Raw genomic sequence first — 14,426 nt, 5'->3', positions numbered from 1 at the left:
GCGAGCCACATCGGGCGGCGGCGAAACGGACCGGTGAGGCATTGCCGGCCAGCGGCCGGCACTACCGATCAGGCGAAGCTATCGGTGGCGCGCACCAGCGCGTCCACGTTCTCGGCCTCGAACGCCGAATGGCCCGAGGCCGGGGTGATTTCCAGCTTCGCCTTCGGCCACGCCTTGGTCAGGTCCCAGGCGTTGGCCAGCGGGCAGACCACGTCGTAGCGGCCATGCACGATCACGCCCGGGATGTCGGCGATGCGGTGCGCGTCGCGCAGCAGCTGGTCTTCCACCTCGAAGAAGCCACCGTTGACGAAGTAGTGGTTCTCGATGCGGGCGAAGGCCAGGGCGAAGTGCGGGTCTTCGTGGCTGTTGATGAAGTCATCATCGACGTGCAGGAAACTGGTCGCGCCTTCCCACACCGCCCACGCCTTGGCGGCTTCCAGGCGGGTGGTTTCGTCGTCGCTGGTCAGGCGGCGGTGGAAGGCCGAGATCAGGTCATGCCGCTCCACCGACGGGATCGGCTTCAGGTAATGCTCCCACGCATCCGGGAACAGGCGGTTGGCGCCTTCCTGGTAGAACCATTCCAGCTCCCAGCGGCGCAGCATGAAGATGCCGCGCAGGACCAGTTCGGTCACGCGCTGCGGATGGGTCTCGGCATAGGCCAGGGCCAGGGTCGAGCCCCAGCTGCCACCGAACACCTGCCAGCGATCGACCTTCAGGTGCTCGCGCAGCTTCTCGATATCGGCGACCAGGTCCCAGGTGGTGTTGTCCACCAGGTCCGCGTGCGGGGTGGATCGACCCGCACCACGCTGGTCGAACAGGATGATGCGGTACTTGGACGGGTCATGGAACTGGCGCATCTTGTCGCTGCAACCACCGCCCGGGCCACCGTGCAGCATCACCACCGGCTTGCCGTCCGGGTTGCCGCACTGTTCGAAATACAGCGTGTGGCGGTCGTCGACCTTCAGGGTGCCGACGTCGTAGGGGGTGATGGCGGGGTACAGCGTACGCATGCTTGCAGCTCCAGGGTGATGCCCTGCCGGGGCAGGAGAACCCCCATTCTAGGCCGGTCGCCGGCCCAGGGTGATGCGGTCGCGCTGCTCCAGGTCCTGCACGGTCTGCACCTCGGCAAAACCGGCGGCGTCGAACAGCGCGCGGATCGCCGCGCCCTGGTCCCATCCGTGCTCGATCAGCAACCAGCCACCGGGCAGCAGATGCGCCTGGCCGCCGTCGATGATGCGGCGGATGTCATCCAGGCCGTCCACACCGGACGCCAGCGCGGAGGCCGGTTCGAAGCGCAGGTCGCCCTGTCGCAGGTGCGGGTCGTCGCTGGCGATGTACGGCGGATTGCTCGCAATCAGGTCGAAGCGCATGCCCTGCAACGGCGCGTACCAATCGTGCCCGCCCTCGGCGAAGCGGACGTTGCGCAGTTCATGGCGCGCGGCATTGCGCGCGGCCACGGCCAGCGCACCCGGGCTGGCATCGGTGGCCAGCACCTGTGCCTGTGGCCGCTCGCTGGCCAGCGCCAAGGCGATCGCGCCGCTGCCGGTGCCCAGGTCAGCCAGCCGCAGCGCACGGTCCTGCGGCAGGCGTTCCAGCGCCAGCTCGACCAGCAGTTCGGTCTCCGGGCGCGGGATCAGCGTGGCCGGATCGACCTCCAGATCCAGCGTCCAGAATCCGCGGCGGCCGGTCAGGTAGGCGACCGGCTCGCCGGCCACGCGGCGGGCCAACAGCGTCTCGAAGGCGGCCTGGTCGGCGGCGGCCAGCGGATCGGTGGCATGCGCGAACAGCCAACTGCGTGGGCGTTCCAGCACATGCAGCAGCAGCAGCTCCGCCTCGTGGCGGGCTTCGACGCCGCCCAAGCGGGCACTGGCGTCGGCCACGATCTGGCGCAGGGTGGGTTCGGTTTGGAAAGGCATTCCGCAATTGTAGAGCCGAGCCCACGCTCGGCTGCTTCTGGAACAGCCGAGCATGGGCTCGGCTCTACAAAATCGGAATCCGTTCAGTTTCCCCCGGACGGGATAAGGAAGGGCTATCGGCCCCAGGCAGCGGTCCGGCGAGATTCTCCTTGTCACACAGTCAGTTGCAGGATGAAAGCGGCCGGGTTCAGTGCCTGCTCAGTGCCTTTTGATAGACTCCATCTATCAAATAGATGCAATCAATGCATTGTTCTTATCGCCAGCGAATGGGTAACCTAGCTCCTGTCGATTCACCCACTCCCCTTCACCAAGAGGAAAAATGATGTCCCTCATCAACACCCAGATCCAGCCGTTCGAAGCCAACGCTTACCACAACGGCGAGTTCATCAAGGTTTCCGACGCCAGCCTGAAGGGCCAGTGGTCCGTCCTGATCTTCATGCCGGCCGCCTTCACCTTCAACTGCCCGACCGAGATCGAGGACGCAGCTGACCACTACGCCGAGTTCAAGAAGGCCGGCGCCGAGGTCTACATCGTCACCACCGATACCCACTTCTCGCACAAGGTGTGGCACGAGACCTCGCCGGCCGTCGGCAAGGCCCAGTTCCCGCTGGTCGGCGACCCGACCCACCAGCTGACCAACGCTTTCGGCGTGCACATTCCGGAAGAAGGCCTGGCCCTGCGCGGCACCTTCATCATCAATCCGGAAGGCGTGATCAAGACCCTGGAGATCCACTCCAACGAGATCGCCCGTGACGTGTCCGAGACCCTGCGCAAGCTGAAGGCTGCCCAGTTCACCGCCGCCAACCCGAACCAGGTGTGCCCGGCCAAGTGGAAGGAAGGCGAGAAGACCCTGACCCCGTCGCTGGACCTGGTCGGCAAGATCTAAGGCAGTACCGGCCTGCCGTGGCCCCACGCCGCGGCGCGCCCTTCATCCCCGTGCCGGTCCCCCCGCCGGCGTGGGGGTGAACCCAAGACAGCCAACGCTCGCCCGCCTTGGCCAGCCAGCCCCTTCCACGGTCGCTGTCTTGGGTTCACCCCTACCCCCAGCTGGTCCGCTACCTTGTACAGCGGTGCCACGCCCTCTGTTTGCCTGAAGCCAGGAGAAGACCGATGTTGGACGCCAACCTGCAGTCGCAGCTGAAGACCTATCTGGAGCGCGTGACCCGCCCGATCCAGATCACCGCGCACGCCGACGACGGCGCCAAGTCGCAGGAAATGCTGGAACTGCTGCAGACCCTGGACAGCCTGTCGGACAAGATTTCGCTGCAGGTGCTGCGCGATGGGCAGGGCCGCGTGCCGTCCTTCGACCTGGGCACCCCGGGCCAGGACATCCACCTGACCTTCGCCGGCCTGCCGATGGGCCACGAGTTCACCTCGCTGGTGCTGGCGCTGCTGCAGGTCGGCGGGCACCCGTCCAAGGCCACCGCCGAGCTGATCGAGCAGGTGCAGAACCTGGAAGGCGACTACCGGTTCGAGACCTACTTCTCGCTGTCCTGCCAGAACTGCCCGGACGTGGTGCAGGCGCTGAACCTGGCCGCGGTGCTCAACCCGCGCATCCAGCACGTGGCCATCGATGGCGCCCTGTTCCAGGACGAAGTCGAGAAGCGCGAGATCATGTCGGTGCCGACCGTGTACCTCAACGGTGAAATCTTCGACCAGGGCCGCATGACCCTCGAGCAGATCGTGGCCAAGCTGGACACCAACGCCGGCAAGCGCGATGCCGAGAAGATCGCCGCCAAGGACGCCTTCGACGTGCTGGTGGTGGGCGGTGGCCCGGCCGGCGCTGCAGCGGCGATCTACGCCGCACGCAAGGGCATCCGTACCGGCATCGCCGCCGAGCGTTTCGGTGGCCAGGTGCTGGACACCATGGCGATCGAGAACTTCATTTCGGTGAAGGAGACCGAGGGCCCCAAGCTGGCCACGGCGCTGGAGCAGCACGTGCGCGAGTACGAGGTGGACATCATGAACCTGCAGCGCGCCAGTGCGCTGGTGCCGGCCGGCGAAGACGGCCTGGTGCAGGTGCAGCTGGAAAACGGCGCGGTACTGAAGTCGCGTTCGGTGATCCTGTCCACCGGCGCGCGCTGGCGGCAGATGAACGTGCCGGGCGAAGACCAGTACCGCAACAAGGGCGTGGCGTACTGCCCGCACTGCGATGGCCCGCTGTTCAAGGGCAAGCGCGTGGCGGTGATCGGCGGCGGCAACTCCGGCGTGGAAGCGGCCATCGACCTGGCCGGCATCGTGTCGCATGTAACCCTGCTGGAGTTCGATTCCAGCCTGCGCGCCGATGAAGTGCTGCAGAAGAAGCTGCGCAGCCTGGGCAACGTGACCGTGCTGACCAGCGCGCAGACCACTGAAGTGCTGGGCGACGGCAGCCGCGTCACCGGCCTGGTCTACAAGGACCGCGTCGGCGGCGATGCCCACCGCGTCGAGCTGGAAGGCATCTTCGTGCAGATCGGCCTGCTGCCCAACACCGAGTGGCTGAAGGATGTGGTGGCGCTGTCGCCGCGCGGCGAGATCGTCATCGACGACCGCGGCCAGACCAACCTGCCGGGCGTGTTCGCCGCTGGCGATTGCACGACGGTGCCCTACAAGCAGATCATCATTGCCATGGGCGCCGGCTCGACCGCCGCACTGAGTGCGTTCGACCACCTGATCCGCTCGTCGGTGAGCAACAGCAGCGGTGCCGTTGCTGAAGCAGCCTGATCCACCGTTCCCAGATCACCGGGAACATTGTCTGCCTGTCGGGTAACCACGCCGTCAGCCGGTCCGTTACCCCTGGGGTGTAAGGATGAACCTACGTGATCTGAAGTACCTGGTAGCCCTGGCCGACCACAAGCATTTCGGCCGGGCTGCCGCCTCCTGCTTCGTCAGCCAGCCCACGCTGTCGACGCAGATCCGCAAGCTGGAAGAAGAGCTGGGCCTGCCGCTGGTGGAACGCGCACCGCGCAAGGTGATGCTGACCCCGGCCGGCCAGGAAGCGGCGGCGCGGGCGCGGGTGATCGTGTCTGAGGTGGAACAGCTGAAGGAGGCGGCGCGACGCAGCCGCGATCCGGAAGCCGGCACGGTGCGCCTGGGCATCTTCCCGACCCTCGGCCCGTACCTGCTGCCGCATGTGATCCCGCGCATCCGCGAGCGCTTCCCGGAGCTGGAACTGCTGCTGGTCGAGGAAAAGAGCGACGTGCTGCTGGACCGCCTGCGCGAAGGCAAGCTCGACGCCGCACTGCTGGCCCTGCCGGTGATCGACGACCAGCTGCATGCCGAATTCCTGTTCGAGGAACCGTTCCTGCTGGCCGTGTCCGGGCGCCACCCGCTGGCCCGCCGCGAACACCTGGACGTGCAGGAACTGGCCACGCAGAAGCTGCTGCTGCTGGAAGACGGGCATTGCCTGCGCGACCAGGCGCTGGAAGTCTGCCGCCTGTTCGGCGCCAACGAGAAGTCCGAATTCCGCGCCACCAGCCTGGAAACGCTGCGGCAGATGGTCGCCGCCGACGTCGGCATCACCCTGCTGCCGAGCCTGTCGGTGCAGCCGCCGGTGCCGCGCTCGAACAACATCCGCCTGCTCGATTTCACCGGCGAAGGCCGTCCCAGCCGCCGCATCGCCATGATCTGGCGCCGCAGCTCGGCCATGAACGACTTCCTGATGGAGCTGGCCGACCAGTTCAAGCGCCTGCCGCAGGCACTGTTCACGCTGGAGGCGCTCGATGCCGGCAGCGATGCACCGGCCCTGCCCGGCCCCGCGCTGAACGGCTGAGCCCCCGCAGCACCGGCCCGGAATCGGCAGGAGTCGATTCCGGCCGCATTTGTCCCCACAATACAGACAGGCGGCGCCAGCAGGTGCCGCCTTTTGCATGGCTTTCAACCAAGGAGCTTCACCATGAACACCGCCAGCGGCCTGCCGCCGTCGATCACCGTTTCTACCTTCGACATGGACCGCCTGGACGCCATGCTCGAATCCCCTGCGCTGAGCCAGACGCCTGCCGCGCTCGCGCTTGCTGAAGAACTCAACCGGGCCACCGTGCTGGCACCGGACCAGATTCCCGAAGGCATCGTCATGATGCATTCGCGCGTGGAGTGCGAAGATGAAGTGTCGGGCGAAAAGCACGTCCTGACCCTGGTCTTCCCCCGCGAAGCCAATGTCGATGAAGGCAAGGTCTCCGTGCTGGCCCCGGTCGGCAGTGCCCTGCTCGGCCTGGCCATCGGCCAGAGCATCGACTGGAACGCGCCCGGCGGCCGCAAGCTGCGCCTGCGCGTGACTGCGGTCCACAACGACCGCCCCTGATTACCGCTGCGCACCGCGCGCGATTCGATCCCCCTGCACCAGGAGCCGTAATGAGTACCCCGTCCAAACTGTCCCAGCTGCGCGAACTGTCCGTGGTCGTTGCCGATACCGGTGACTACGAGGCGATCAAGCGCCTGCAGCCGGTGGACTGCACCACCAACCCGACCCTGGTGAAGAAGGCGCTGGACCTGCCGGTCTACGCCGAACTGATCGAACGCGAACTGGCCTGGGGCCGCCAGCAGGCCGGCGACCGCGAAGCCGTGGTGCACGCCGTGGCCGACCGCCTGACCATCGGCGTCGGCGCGCTGCTGAGCACGCTGGTGCCGGGCCGCGTGTCCACCGAAGTGGACGCCGACCAGGCCCACGACACCGCCGCCACCGTGGCCAAGGCCCGCCAGTTCATCCAGATGTACGCCGATGCCGGGGTGCCGCGCGAGAAGATCCTGATCAAGATCGCCGCGACCTGGGAAGGCGTGGAAGCCGCGCGCATCCTGCAGGCCGAAGGCATCGACTGCAACCTGACCCTGATCTTCAACCCGACCCAGGCGCTGGCCTGCAGCGAGGCCGGCGCGTTCCTGATCTCCCCGTTCGTCGGCCGCATCCTGGACTGGTACGTGGCCAACGGCCAGACCCCGGCCAGCATCGACGAAGACCCGGGCGTGAAGTTCGTGCGCGGCGTCTATGCCGAATTCAAGCGCCGCGGTTCGAAGACGGTGGTGATGGGCGCCTCGTTCCGTTCGACCGCACAGATCGAAGCGCTGGCCGGCTGCGACCGCCTGACCATTTCGCCGGACCTGCTGGAGAAGCTGGACGCCGACCACGGCGCGCTGCCGCGCAAGCTGGTGGCCGGTGCCGCTGATGGCGCGGCGGTGCCCCCGATCGATGCGGCGACGTTCGCGGCGGATCTGGCTGCTGATCCGATGGCGACCGAGAAGCTGGCGACCGGTATCGATGCGTTTGCCAAGGATCTGGAAGCGCTGCGCGAGCGGATCCGCGCGGCACTGTGAGGATTCCGGCCAACGGCTGAGCCCCTCGTGGCAGGTCGGTTGGTCGCAAAGAGCAAAAAGCCGCGCTGGGTCGGGCGGGTTGGGTTCGCGGGAGACGCCGTGAATCCATCCCTGGAGGCTTTGGCCGCCGCATCCATGCGGCGGACACTCCCGCGAACCCAACCCGCCCGCCCTCTGACAGTTTCCGGTGGCCACCCGCCACGGAAGAAAGAAAGAAGAGCAACAGCGGGTCGCGCGCTTCGCTTGCTCGGAGCCGAGCATGGCTCGGCTCTACAAGGGCAATGCAGAACCAAATAAAAAGGACGCGGCGAACGCCGCTTCCTTTTTGTTTTCCATCAGTTCGTCAGTAACCCAATGCTCTTTCCCACCGTCACCGGGAAACTGTCGGGGGTGGGGCGGTGTGGGTTGGCAGGACCGTTGGCGCCATGGATGGCGCCATCGAGCCCCCAGGGACGGGTTCACGGCGTGTCCTGCCAACCCACACCGCCCCACCCAACAAGCAGCAACCCAGAGCCGCTTTGGCTTTGGCTTTGGCTTTGGCTTTGGCTTTGGCTTTGGCTTTGGCTTTGGCTTTGACTTTCAGCCGTTGACGTTGCCCGCCGCAGGCGGACCACCGCGCGTCAGCGCGGCGCCTCCACATCCAACCCGATCGGGCAGCTCACGCCGGTGCCGCCGATGCCGCAGTAGCCGTTCGGATTCTTCGCCAGGTACTGCTGGTGATAGTCCTCGGCGTAGTAGTACGCCGGTGCCGGGTACACGATCTCGGTGGTGATCGGGCCGTAGCCGGCCGCATCCAGCTGGGCCTGGTAGGCCTCGCGGCTGGCCAGCGCGGCAGCGTACTGTGCCTCGTCGGTGGCGTGGATCGCCGAACGGTACTGGGTGCCGGTGTCGTTGCCCTGGCGCATGCCCTGGGTCGGGTCGTGGCTTTCCCAGAACAGCTGCAGCAGCCGTTCCAGGCTCACCACCGCCGGGTCGAACACCACCTGCACCACTTCGGTGTGCCCGGTCAGGCCCGAGCACACTTCTTCATAGGTCGGGTTCGGGGTGATGCCGCCGGCGTAGCCGACCGAGGTGCTGTACACGCCCGGCTCGGTCCAGAACTTGCGCTCGGCGCCCCAGAAACAGCCCAGCGCGAAGCGGATCTGCTGCAGGCCCGCGAAACGGTCCTTCAGCGGATGGCTGTTCACGAAGTGCTGGTTGCTGTGCAGCGGCAGCGGTTGCTCGCGCCCTGGCAGTGCTTCTTCCGGGCGCGGCAGGCGCTGCTTGAAGGCCCCGATGCCGAGGATGCCCTGGCCAATTCCCAACATGATGCGCTCCTACGCCGGCAGTCCGGCCATATCGTCTGCATCGGAAATGGGGTCGGCGGCGGCCTGGCCCAAGTCCAGCGCCGCGATGATGGCCTCCGCCTGCGGCCGCGCCGCGTCGGGGATGCCGACCCGCAACACACCGAACAACGGCAGCTCGCCCATGCCACCCAGCAGCTGCTCGCCGAACACGAAGGCGGGGATGCCGGCGTTCTCCAGCGCGTGCTTGACCAGATGGGCGTCGAACAGGTTGTCGGCCTTGTACACGATGTGCATGCGGCGGCTCCTCGGGGCAGGGCTCCAGCATACGCCCGGGGGCTGAATGGTGCCGGGGGCGGGATCGGAGAGTTGCCGGCCAGCGGCCGGCACTACCAGAGGGCGGGGCCGGCATCCCCACACCCCACCGGGCAGCCCTGCCCCGTACGCGCTAGACTGTTGGTCTTTCTGCCTTTCTTTTCGCCGACTCATGTCCGAGCACACCCCCGCCAGCCCCGAGACCCCCGCCGACAGCCACGAGAAGCGCGATTTCATCCGCCAGATCGTGCGCGAGGACCTGGCCAGCGGAAAGCACCAGGCGATCAAGACCCGCTTCCCGCCGGAGCCGAACGGCTACCTGCACATCGGTCACGCCAAGTCGATCTGCCTGAACTTCGGCATCGCCGGTGAATTCAGCGGCGTCTGCAACCTGCGCTTCGATGACACCAACCCGGCCAAGGAAGATCCGGAATACGTAGCCGCGATCCAGGACGACGTGCGCTGGCTGGGCTTCGAGTGGAACGAGCTGCGCCACGCCTCGGACTATTTCCAGGCCTATTACCTGGCCGCCGAGAAGCTGATCGAACAGGGCAAGGCCTACGTCTGCGACCTGTCGGCCGAGGAAGTGCGCGCCTACCGCGGCACCCTGACCGAGCCGGGCCGCCCGTCGCCATGGCGCGACCGCAGCGTCGAGGAAAACCTCGACCTGTTCCGCCGCATGCGCGCCGGTGAATTCCCGGATGGCGCGCGCACCCTGCGCGCGAAGATCGACATGGCCAGCGGCAACATCAACCTGCGCGATCCTGCGCTGTACCGCATCAAGCACGTCGAGCACCAGAACACCGGCAATGCGTGGCCGATCTACCCGATGTACGACTTCGCCCACGCGCTGGGTGATTCGATCGAAGGCATCACCCACTCGCTGTGCACGCTGGAATTCGAAGACCACCGCCCGCTGTACGACTGGTGCGTGGACAACGTCGACTTCGCCCATGACGACGCGCTGACCCAGCCGCTGGTCGATGCCGGCCTGCCGCGCGAAGCGGCCAAGCCGCGCCAGATCGAGTTCTCGCGCCTGAACATCAACTACACGGTGATGAGCAAGCGCAAGCTGATGGCGCTGGTCACCGAACAGCTGGTGGACGGCTGGGAAGACCCGCGCATGCCGACCCTGCAGGGCCTGCGTCGCCGTGGTTACACCCCGGCCGCGATGCGCCTGTTCGCCGAGCGCGTGGGCATCAGCAAGCAGAATTCGCTGATCGACTTCAGCGTGCTGGAAGGCGCGCTGCGCGAGGACCTGGACAGTGCCGCACCGCGCCGCATGGCAGTGGTCGACCCGGTCAAGCTGGTGCTGACCAACCTGCCGGAAGGCCACGAAGAGCAGCTGACCTTCAGCAACCACCCGAAGGACGAGAGCTTCGGCAGCCGCGAAGTACCGTTCGCACGCGAAGTGTGGATCGACCGCGAGGACTTCGCCGAAGTGCCGCCGAAGGGCTGGAAGCGCCTGGTCCCGGGGGGCGAAGTGCGCCTGCGCGGCGCCGGCATCATCCGCTGCGACGAAGTGATCAAGGATGCCGACGGCACCATCACCGAGCTGCGCGGCTGGCTGGATCCGGAATCGCGTCCGGGCATGGAAGGCGCCAACCGCAAGGTCAAGGGCACCATCCACTGGGTCAGCGCCGTGCACGGCGTACCGGCCGAGATCCGCCTGTACGACCGCCTGTTCTCGGTGCCGAACCCGGACGACGAATCGGAAGGCAAGACCTACCGCGATTACCTCAACCCGGAATCGCGCCGCACTGTCACCGGCTATGTCGAGCCGGCCGCGGCCAGCGCCGCGCCGGAGCAGTCGTTCCAGTTCGAGCGTACCGGCTACTTCGTGGCCGACCGCCGCGACCATACCGCAGCCACGCCGGTGTTCAACCGCAGCGTGACCCTGCGCGATACCTGGTCGGCCTGAGGACCTGCGCGGGCGCCTGGATGGCGCCCGCACGACCGCGACGATGATCACCGCCCTTTCCGTCCTGCTCTGGTTCATCTCGCAGCATCCGCTGCTGACGTTCTTTGCAGCAATGGTGCTGGCCGGGCTGGTCTCGTGGTGGCGGCGCTTTCCGGGCTACGCCATCGTGGTGTTCCCGCTGGCGATGCTCAACATGTTCCTCGGCCACTTCCTCAACGCCACCTTCCTCAACGTGGTGGGCGAGCGTGGTGAAGCGGTGATCGTCAAGACCGAGCGAACCAGCTCCACGCTCAACGAGCAGTACATCTGGCGCTACGAAGGGGTGCTGCGTACCGCCGAGGGCCGCGACGTGGACGTGGTGTTCCACACCAACACCGCTTCGCTGTGGCCGCTGGAAAACGCCATCCGTATCCCGGCGCGCGACCAGCCGTTCGTGGTCAAGTACACGCCGGGCTTCCCACGCAACTTCGTCATCCTCACCAACGAGTCACCGCACGGCGTCGCCCAGGCCCGGGCCAGCGCGCGCGAGCGGGTGGAGGTGGCGGCACGCAAGCTGCATTTCAGCCCGGGTAATGCCGGTTTCCGCGCGGACTATCGCCGCGAGCTGGAAACCTGGCTGCGCGACCACGGCAACGATCCGCAGCAGCAATCCGACGCGCAGCGATATCGCGCAGAGCTCGACGCACTCGACCGCTAGCCCCAGGCCCTGCCTGGATGTTCCGCCCCATCCATCCACAGGCCTGACATGACCACGAGCGCCACCGCCCTCCTCCCGCTGCTGCAGCAGGCCCTGCAGGACACCGGCACCGCCAGCCGCATCGACGGCAACGCGCTGCTGCTCGACAGCGGCCTGCGCCTGACCCCGCATGCAATGGCCGCGCAAGCGCGCGACAACGGCGGCTGGCAGACCTCCACCGTCATTGAAAGCCAGCATCCGCAGTTGTTCGCCGATGGCCTGTTCGAGTACCAGCACGCAAATGGTGCCGATGAGCAGGCATCGCTGTTGTCCGGCTTCCAGGCCTGGGCCCGGGTGGACTTGGTGACCCTGCAGACCGCGATCGGCGCCCAAGACGCACAGGGCCTGCCGATGATGGGCCTGACCTATCCGGTCGGCGACGAGGGTGAGGAACATCAGCGCACCGTGGTGCTGGGGCCGTTGGCGCACTACCGTGCACAGGACGTGGATGCCTCCACCTGCAGCGAAGACGATCATGGCTCCTGCCCCTGCTGCCTGTTCACCCGCAGCATGGAGGCCTTCGACGAGCTGCTGAAAGCCCGCCAATTCCTGGCCATCCGCCTGTTCGCCTCGCGCGATACCGATGGTCTGTGCGAGGCCGATTGCCGGGTCAACGGCCACGACTTCGCCGCCGCCCTGCCCCTGCTGCGCGCCTATGCCGCCAGTTGGCCGCAGGCCGGGCTGGAATTCCGCAAGCAGTACGTGGTGATCCGCACCGGCTCGCCGGGCTGAGCCACGCCCACACCCGGTACAGGCCGGTGCGGCTACACTGCGCGCCGGTTTCCCAAGCAACCGCACTTTTCCCATCCCACACGAGGCACCCCCGCGATGCTGTACGCGCAAGTCCACCTGACCCTTCCCGCCTGGATCCACGACCAGATCGACCTGGATCGTCGATATCCGGGCGATGAGGCCAAGGTCGCGCTGGCGATCGAGCTGTCGCGGCTGAACGTCGAGCACGCCAGTGGCGGCCCGTTCGGTGCGGTGGTGTTCGGCCCGGATGACAAGGTCATCGCCGCCGGCGTGAACCGGGTGATGCCGCACGCGACCTCGCTGGCGCACGCCGAGAACATGGCCTACATGCTGGCCCAGCAGCGCCTGCAGACCCCGCGCCTGAACGCGGTGCTGTCGCCGGTCACCCTGGCCACCAGCTCGCAGCCGTGCTGCCAGTGCTACGGCGCCACCGTGTGGGCCGGCATCGACCGCCTGCTGATCGGTGCCAACTCGGCCGACGTCGAGGAACTGACCCCGTTCGATGAAGGCCCGCTGCCGGCCGACTGGGTGGGTGAACTCAACAAGCGCGGCATCGAAGTGGTGCAAGGCCTGAACCGCGACGCCGCGCGCAGCGTGCTGCGTGCCTATGGGGAAAGTGATGGCGCCCGTTACTGAAACCGGCATCGGCCTGCTGTGCCTGTGCCGGCAGGGCTTCGAGCCCGAGCTGGCCGGCGAGCTGCAGTTCCGCGCCGGTGAAGCCGGTTTCGCCGGCTATGCGCGCACCCAGCGCAATGACGGCTACGTGCTTTTCATGTGCGACGAAGCCGCCGCGCTGGCGCCGCGCCTGCGCTGGCGCGAGCTGATCTTCGCGCGGCAGAAGCTGGTGGTGCTGGCCGAACTGCCGCAGCTGGACCCGGCGGACCGGATCACCCCGATGCTGGAAGTGCTGGCCGATGCGCCGCGCTTCGGCGACCTGTGGGTGGAACACCCCGATTCGGACGCCGGCAAGCCACTGTCCGGTCTGGCCCGTGCCTTCGGCAATGCACTGCGCCCGGCGCTGCGCAAGGCCGGCAAGCTCACTGATAAGCCGAACAACCGCCTGCCGCGCCTGCATGTGGTGTTCGTCGATGGCACCCATGCCTTCGTCTGCGTGGCCGACCCGGCCGACAGCGCACCGTGGGCGCTGGGCATCCCGCGCCTGAAGCTGCTGCCCGAGGCGCCTTCGCGTTCGGCGCTGAAGCTGGACGAGGCGCTGCTGACCCTGCTGACGCCGGAAGAACGCGAGGCGCTGGCCAAGCCCGGCATGCGTGCGGCCGACCTCGGCGCCGCACCCGGCGGCTGGACCTGGGTGCTGACCCGCCAGCACATGCACGTGCTGAGCATCGACAACGGCCCGCTGCGCCAGCACGTGCTGGACACCGGACTGGTCGAGCACCTGCGCGCCGATGGCTTCCACTGGCACCCGGAACAGCCGCTGGACTGGATGGTCTGCGACATGGTCGAGCAGCCGCGCCGCGTGGCCGAACGCATGGCCACCTGGTTCCGCGAGGGCTGGTGCCGGCATGCGATCTTCAATCTGAAACTGCCGATGAAGAAGCGCTGGGACGAAACCCGGCTGTGCCTGGACCTGTTCCAGGACCAGGCCGGCAAGCCGCTGGTGGTCCGCGCCAAGCAGCTCTATCACGACCGTGAAGAGATCACCGTGCTGGCTTCGCCGCTGCGCTGATCCGTCATCGGCGGCACAGGTTGCCGGGAGTACGCTCCCGGTACCCTCTGGCAAGGAGCCTGTCATGAACCTTCCACGTGCTGCCCTGCTGTTGACCATCCTGCTGGCCTCGGTACCGGCCATCGCCCAGCACGGCCCGTCCACGCCGGCGCAGAGCCAGCCGCTGGGCCCCACCGGCGGCGCGATCCGCCAGCAACCGCTGGATGCGGGCCGGGTCAGCGGCAGCGTCGAGATTCCGCAGCCGGCCGGCGAGGCGCAGGTGACCGTGCGTTCGCTGGAACCGAGCAGCGTGGTCGGCCAGTACCGCATCCGCTTCAGCGACCTCGACGTGAACGGCGATGGCTTCATCAGCCGCGAGGAAGCACAGGCCAATCCGGCGCTGGCCGACGAATTCAATTCGCTGGACCGCAGGCACCGCGGCAAGCTGGACCGCACCGACCTGGCCGGCTGGCTGGTGGATTGAAAAAGGGGACGGAGGGGATTAAGTCGTATGTGCACAAACGACTTAATCCCCTCCGTCCCCTTTTTG

15 protein-coding genes are annotated in these 14,426 nt (G+C 67.1%); 11 read left to right on the top strand and 4 right to left on the bottom strand.

The annotated features are described in order from the left end of the window. Positions 1-68: 68 nt before the first annotated feature. Both pip and prmC read right to left on the bottom strand, forming a co-directional pair. Entirely contained in the window at positions 69-1,010 is a 942-nt protein-coding gene (gene pip, locus AC5P5W_RS12505) for a prolyl aminopeptidase (protein ID WP_495221179.1), read from the bottom strand. Positions 1,011-1,058: 48 nt separating this feature from the next. Continuing rightward, positions 1,059-1,916 carry a peptide chain release factor N(5)-glutamine methyltransferase gene (gene prmC, locus AC5P5W_RS12500; protein ID WP_053496437.1) on the bottom strand — a complete coding sequence of 286 codons (858 nt, stop codon included), beginning with the start codon at positions 1,914-1,916 and terminating at the stop codon, positions 1,059-1,061. 322 nt (positions 1,917-2,238) lie between these two features. Between prmC and ahpC the strand changes: the two genes are divergently transcribed. The 5 genes from ahpC (at position 2,239) to AC5P5W_RS12475 (ending at position 7,202) form a co-directional block, all read left to right on the top strand. Then, positions 2,239-2,802, top strand: a complete 564-nt coding sequence (gene ahpC, locus AC5P5W_RS12495; protein WP_005408159.1) for an alkyl hydroperoxide reductase subunit C — start codon at positions 2,239-2,241, stop codon at positions 2,800-2,802. A gap of 224 nt (positions 2,803-3,026) precedes the next feature. Then, positions 3,027-4,619, top strand: a complete 1,593-nt coding sequence (gene ahpF, locus AC5P5W_RS12490; RefSeq protein WP_014646004.1) for an alkyl hydroperoxide reductase subunit F — start codon at positions 3,027-3,029, stop codon at positions 4,617-4,619. Between the two features lie 85 nt (positions 4,620-4,704). Continuing rightward, entirely contained in the window at positions 4,705-5,667 is a 963-nt protein-coding gene (locus AC5P5W_RS12485) for a LysR substrate-binding domain-containing protein (RefSeq protein WP_014646003.1), read from the top strand. Between the two features lie 123 nt (positions 5,668-5,790). Next, complete coding sequence (gene rnk / locus AC5P5W_RS12480; protein WP_014036052.1) at positions 5,791-6,195, top strand: nucleoside diphosphate kinase regulator; 405 nt, start codon at positions 5,791-5,793, stop codon at positions 6,193-6,195. A gap of 50 nt (positions 6,196-6,245) precedes the next feature. Then, positions 6,246-7,202 (top strand): transaldolase, encoded by a 957-nt coding sequence (locus AC5P5W_RS12475; RefSeq protein WP_049440146.1) that lies wholly within the window; start codon positions 6,246-6,248, stop codon positions 7,200-7,202. A gap of 620 nt (positions 7,203-7,822) precedes the next feature. On the opposite strand, the gene msrA is transcribed toward AC5P5W_RS12475, so the two are convergent. Together msrA and AC5P5W_RS12465 are read right to left on the bottom strand one after the other, a co-directional pair. Continuing rightward, positions 7,823-8,488: a peptide-methionine (S)-S-oxide reductase MsrA gene (gene msrA / locus AC5P5W_RS12470; RefSeq protein WP_032956996.1), complete on the bottom strand. Its 666-nt coding sequence runs from the start codon at positions 8,486-8,488 to the stop codon at positions 7,823-7,825. A 30-nt stretch (positions 8,489-8,518) separates the two neighbouring features. Then, the gene (locus AC5P5W_RS12465; protein WP_014646000.1) at positions 8,519-8,782 is read right to left on the bottom strand and encodes a putative signal transducing protein; all 264 of its coding nucleotides are present in this window, start codon (positions 8,780-8,782) and stop codon (positions 8,519-8,521) included. 190 nt (positions 8,783-8,972) lie between these two features. Between AC5P5W_RS12465 and AC5P5W_RS12460 the strand changes: the two genes are divergently transcribed. The 6 genes from AC5P5W_RS12460 (at position 8,973) to AC5P5W_RS12435 (ending at position 14,360) form a co-directional block, all read left to right on the top strand. Next, positions 8,973-10,721 (top strand): glutamine--tRNA ligase/YqeY domain fusion protein, encoded by a 1,749-nt coding sequence (locus AC5P5W_RS12460; protein ID WP_014645999.1) that lies wholly within the window; start codon positions 8,973-8,975, stop codon positions 10,719-10,721. A 43-nt stretch (positions 10,722-10,764) separates the two neighbouring features. Further along, positions 10,765-11,418 carry a hypothetical protein gene (locus AC5P5W_RS12455; protein ID WP_197575108.1) on the top strand — a complete coding sequence of 218 codons (654 nt, stop codon included), beginning with the start codon at positions 10,765-10,767 and terminating at the stop codon, positions 11,416-11,418. A 48-nt stretch (positions 11,419-11,466) separates the two neighbouring features. Continuing rightward, positions 11,467-12,189, top strand: coding sequence for a DUF6348 family protein (locus AC5P5W_RS12450; protein ID WP_197575109.1), 723 nt, complete (start codon positions 11,467-11,469; stop codon positions 12,187-12,189). A 96-nt stretch (positions 12,190-12,285) separates the two neighbouring features. Then, a complete protein-coding gene (locus AC5P5W_RS12445) occupies positions 12,286-12,846 on the top strand; it encodes a nucleoside deaminase (RefSeq protein ID WP_004154307.1) in 561 nt (186 codons plus the stop codon). Further along, on the top strand, positions 12,830-13,897 hold the full coding sequence (gene rlmM, locus AC5P5W_RS12440; protein WP_046428937.1) for a 23S rRNA (cytidine(2498)-2'-O)-methyltransferase RlmM: 1,068 nt from the start codon (positions 12,830-12,832) through the stop codon (positions 13,895-13,897). The genes AC5P5W_RS12445 and rlmM overlap by 17 nt, the downstream gene beginning before the upstream one ends. Before the next feature lie 64 nt (positions 13,898-13,961). Next, positions 13,962-14,360, top strand: coding sequence for an EF-hand domain-containing protein (locus AC5P5W_RS12435; protein WP_032959022.1), 399 nt, complete (start codon positions 13,962-13,964; stop codon positions 14,358-14,360). Positions 14,361-14,426 lie beyond the last annotated feature (66 nt).

The sequence above is a fragment of the Stenotrophomonas sp. YJH_SMC_123 genome (assembly GCF_059368215.1).
This window is presented reverse-complemented; position numbering and strand designations above follow the sequence as displayed.

Bases quoted from the DNA above. Each gene is read 5' to 3' on its own strand.
- AC5P5W_RS12485 (WP_014646003.1), top strand. From the start codon at position 4,705: ATGAACCTACGTGATCTGAAGTACCTGGTAGCCCTGGCCGACCACAAG.
- AC5P5W_RS12450 (WP_197575109.1), top strand. From the start codon at position 11,467: ATGACCACGAGCGCCACCGCCCTCCTCCCGCTGCTGCAGCAGGCCCTG.
- prmC (WP_053496437.1), bottom strand. From the start codon at position 1,916: ATGCCTTTCCAAACCGAACCCACCCTGCGCCAGATCGTGGCCGACGCC.
- rnk (WP_014036052.1), top strand. From the start codon at position 5,791: ATGAACACCGCCAGCGGCCTGCCGCCGTCGATCACCGTTTCTACCTTC.
- AC5P5W_RS12445 (WP_004154307.1), top strand. From the start codon at position 12,286: ATGCTGTACGCGCAAGTCCACCTGACCCTTCCCGCCTGGATCCACGAC.
- ahpF (WP_014646004.1), top strand. From the start codon at position 3,027: ATGTTGGACGCCAACCTGCAGTCGCAGCTGAAGACCTATCTGGAGCGC.
- AC5P5W_RS12455 (WP_197575108.1), top strand. From the start codon at position 10,765: ATGATCACCGCCCTTTCCGTCCTGCTCTGGTTCATCTCGCAGCATCCG.
- rlmM (WP_046428937.1), top strand. From the start codon at position 12,830: ATGGCGCCCGTTACTGAAACCGGCATCGGCCTGCTGTGCCTGTGCCGG.
- ahpC (WP_005408159.1), top strand. From the start codon at position 2,239: ATGTCCCTCATCAACACCCAGATCCAGCCGTTCGAAGCCAACGCTTAC.
- AC5P5W_RS12435 (WP_032959022.1), top strand. From the start codon at position 13,962: ATGAACCTTCCACGTGCTGCCCTGCTGTTGACCATCCTGCTGGCCTCG.
- AC5P5W_RS12465 (WP_014646000.1), bottom strand. From the start codon at position 8,782: ATGCACATCGTGTACAAGGCCGACAACCTGTTCGACGCCCATCTGGTC.
- pip (WP_495221179.1), bottom strand. From the start codon at position 1,010: ATGCGTACGCTGTACCCCGCCATCACCCCCTACGACGTCGGCACCCTG.
- AC5P5W_RS12460 (WP_014645999.1), top strand. From the start codon at position 8,973: ATGTCCGAGCACACCCCCGCCAGCCCCGAGACCCCCGCCGACAGCCAC.
- AC5P5W_RS12475 (WP_049440146.1), top strand. From the start codon at position 6,246: ATGAGTACCCCGTCCAAACTGTCCCAGCTGCGCGAACTGTCCGTGGTC.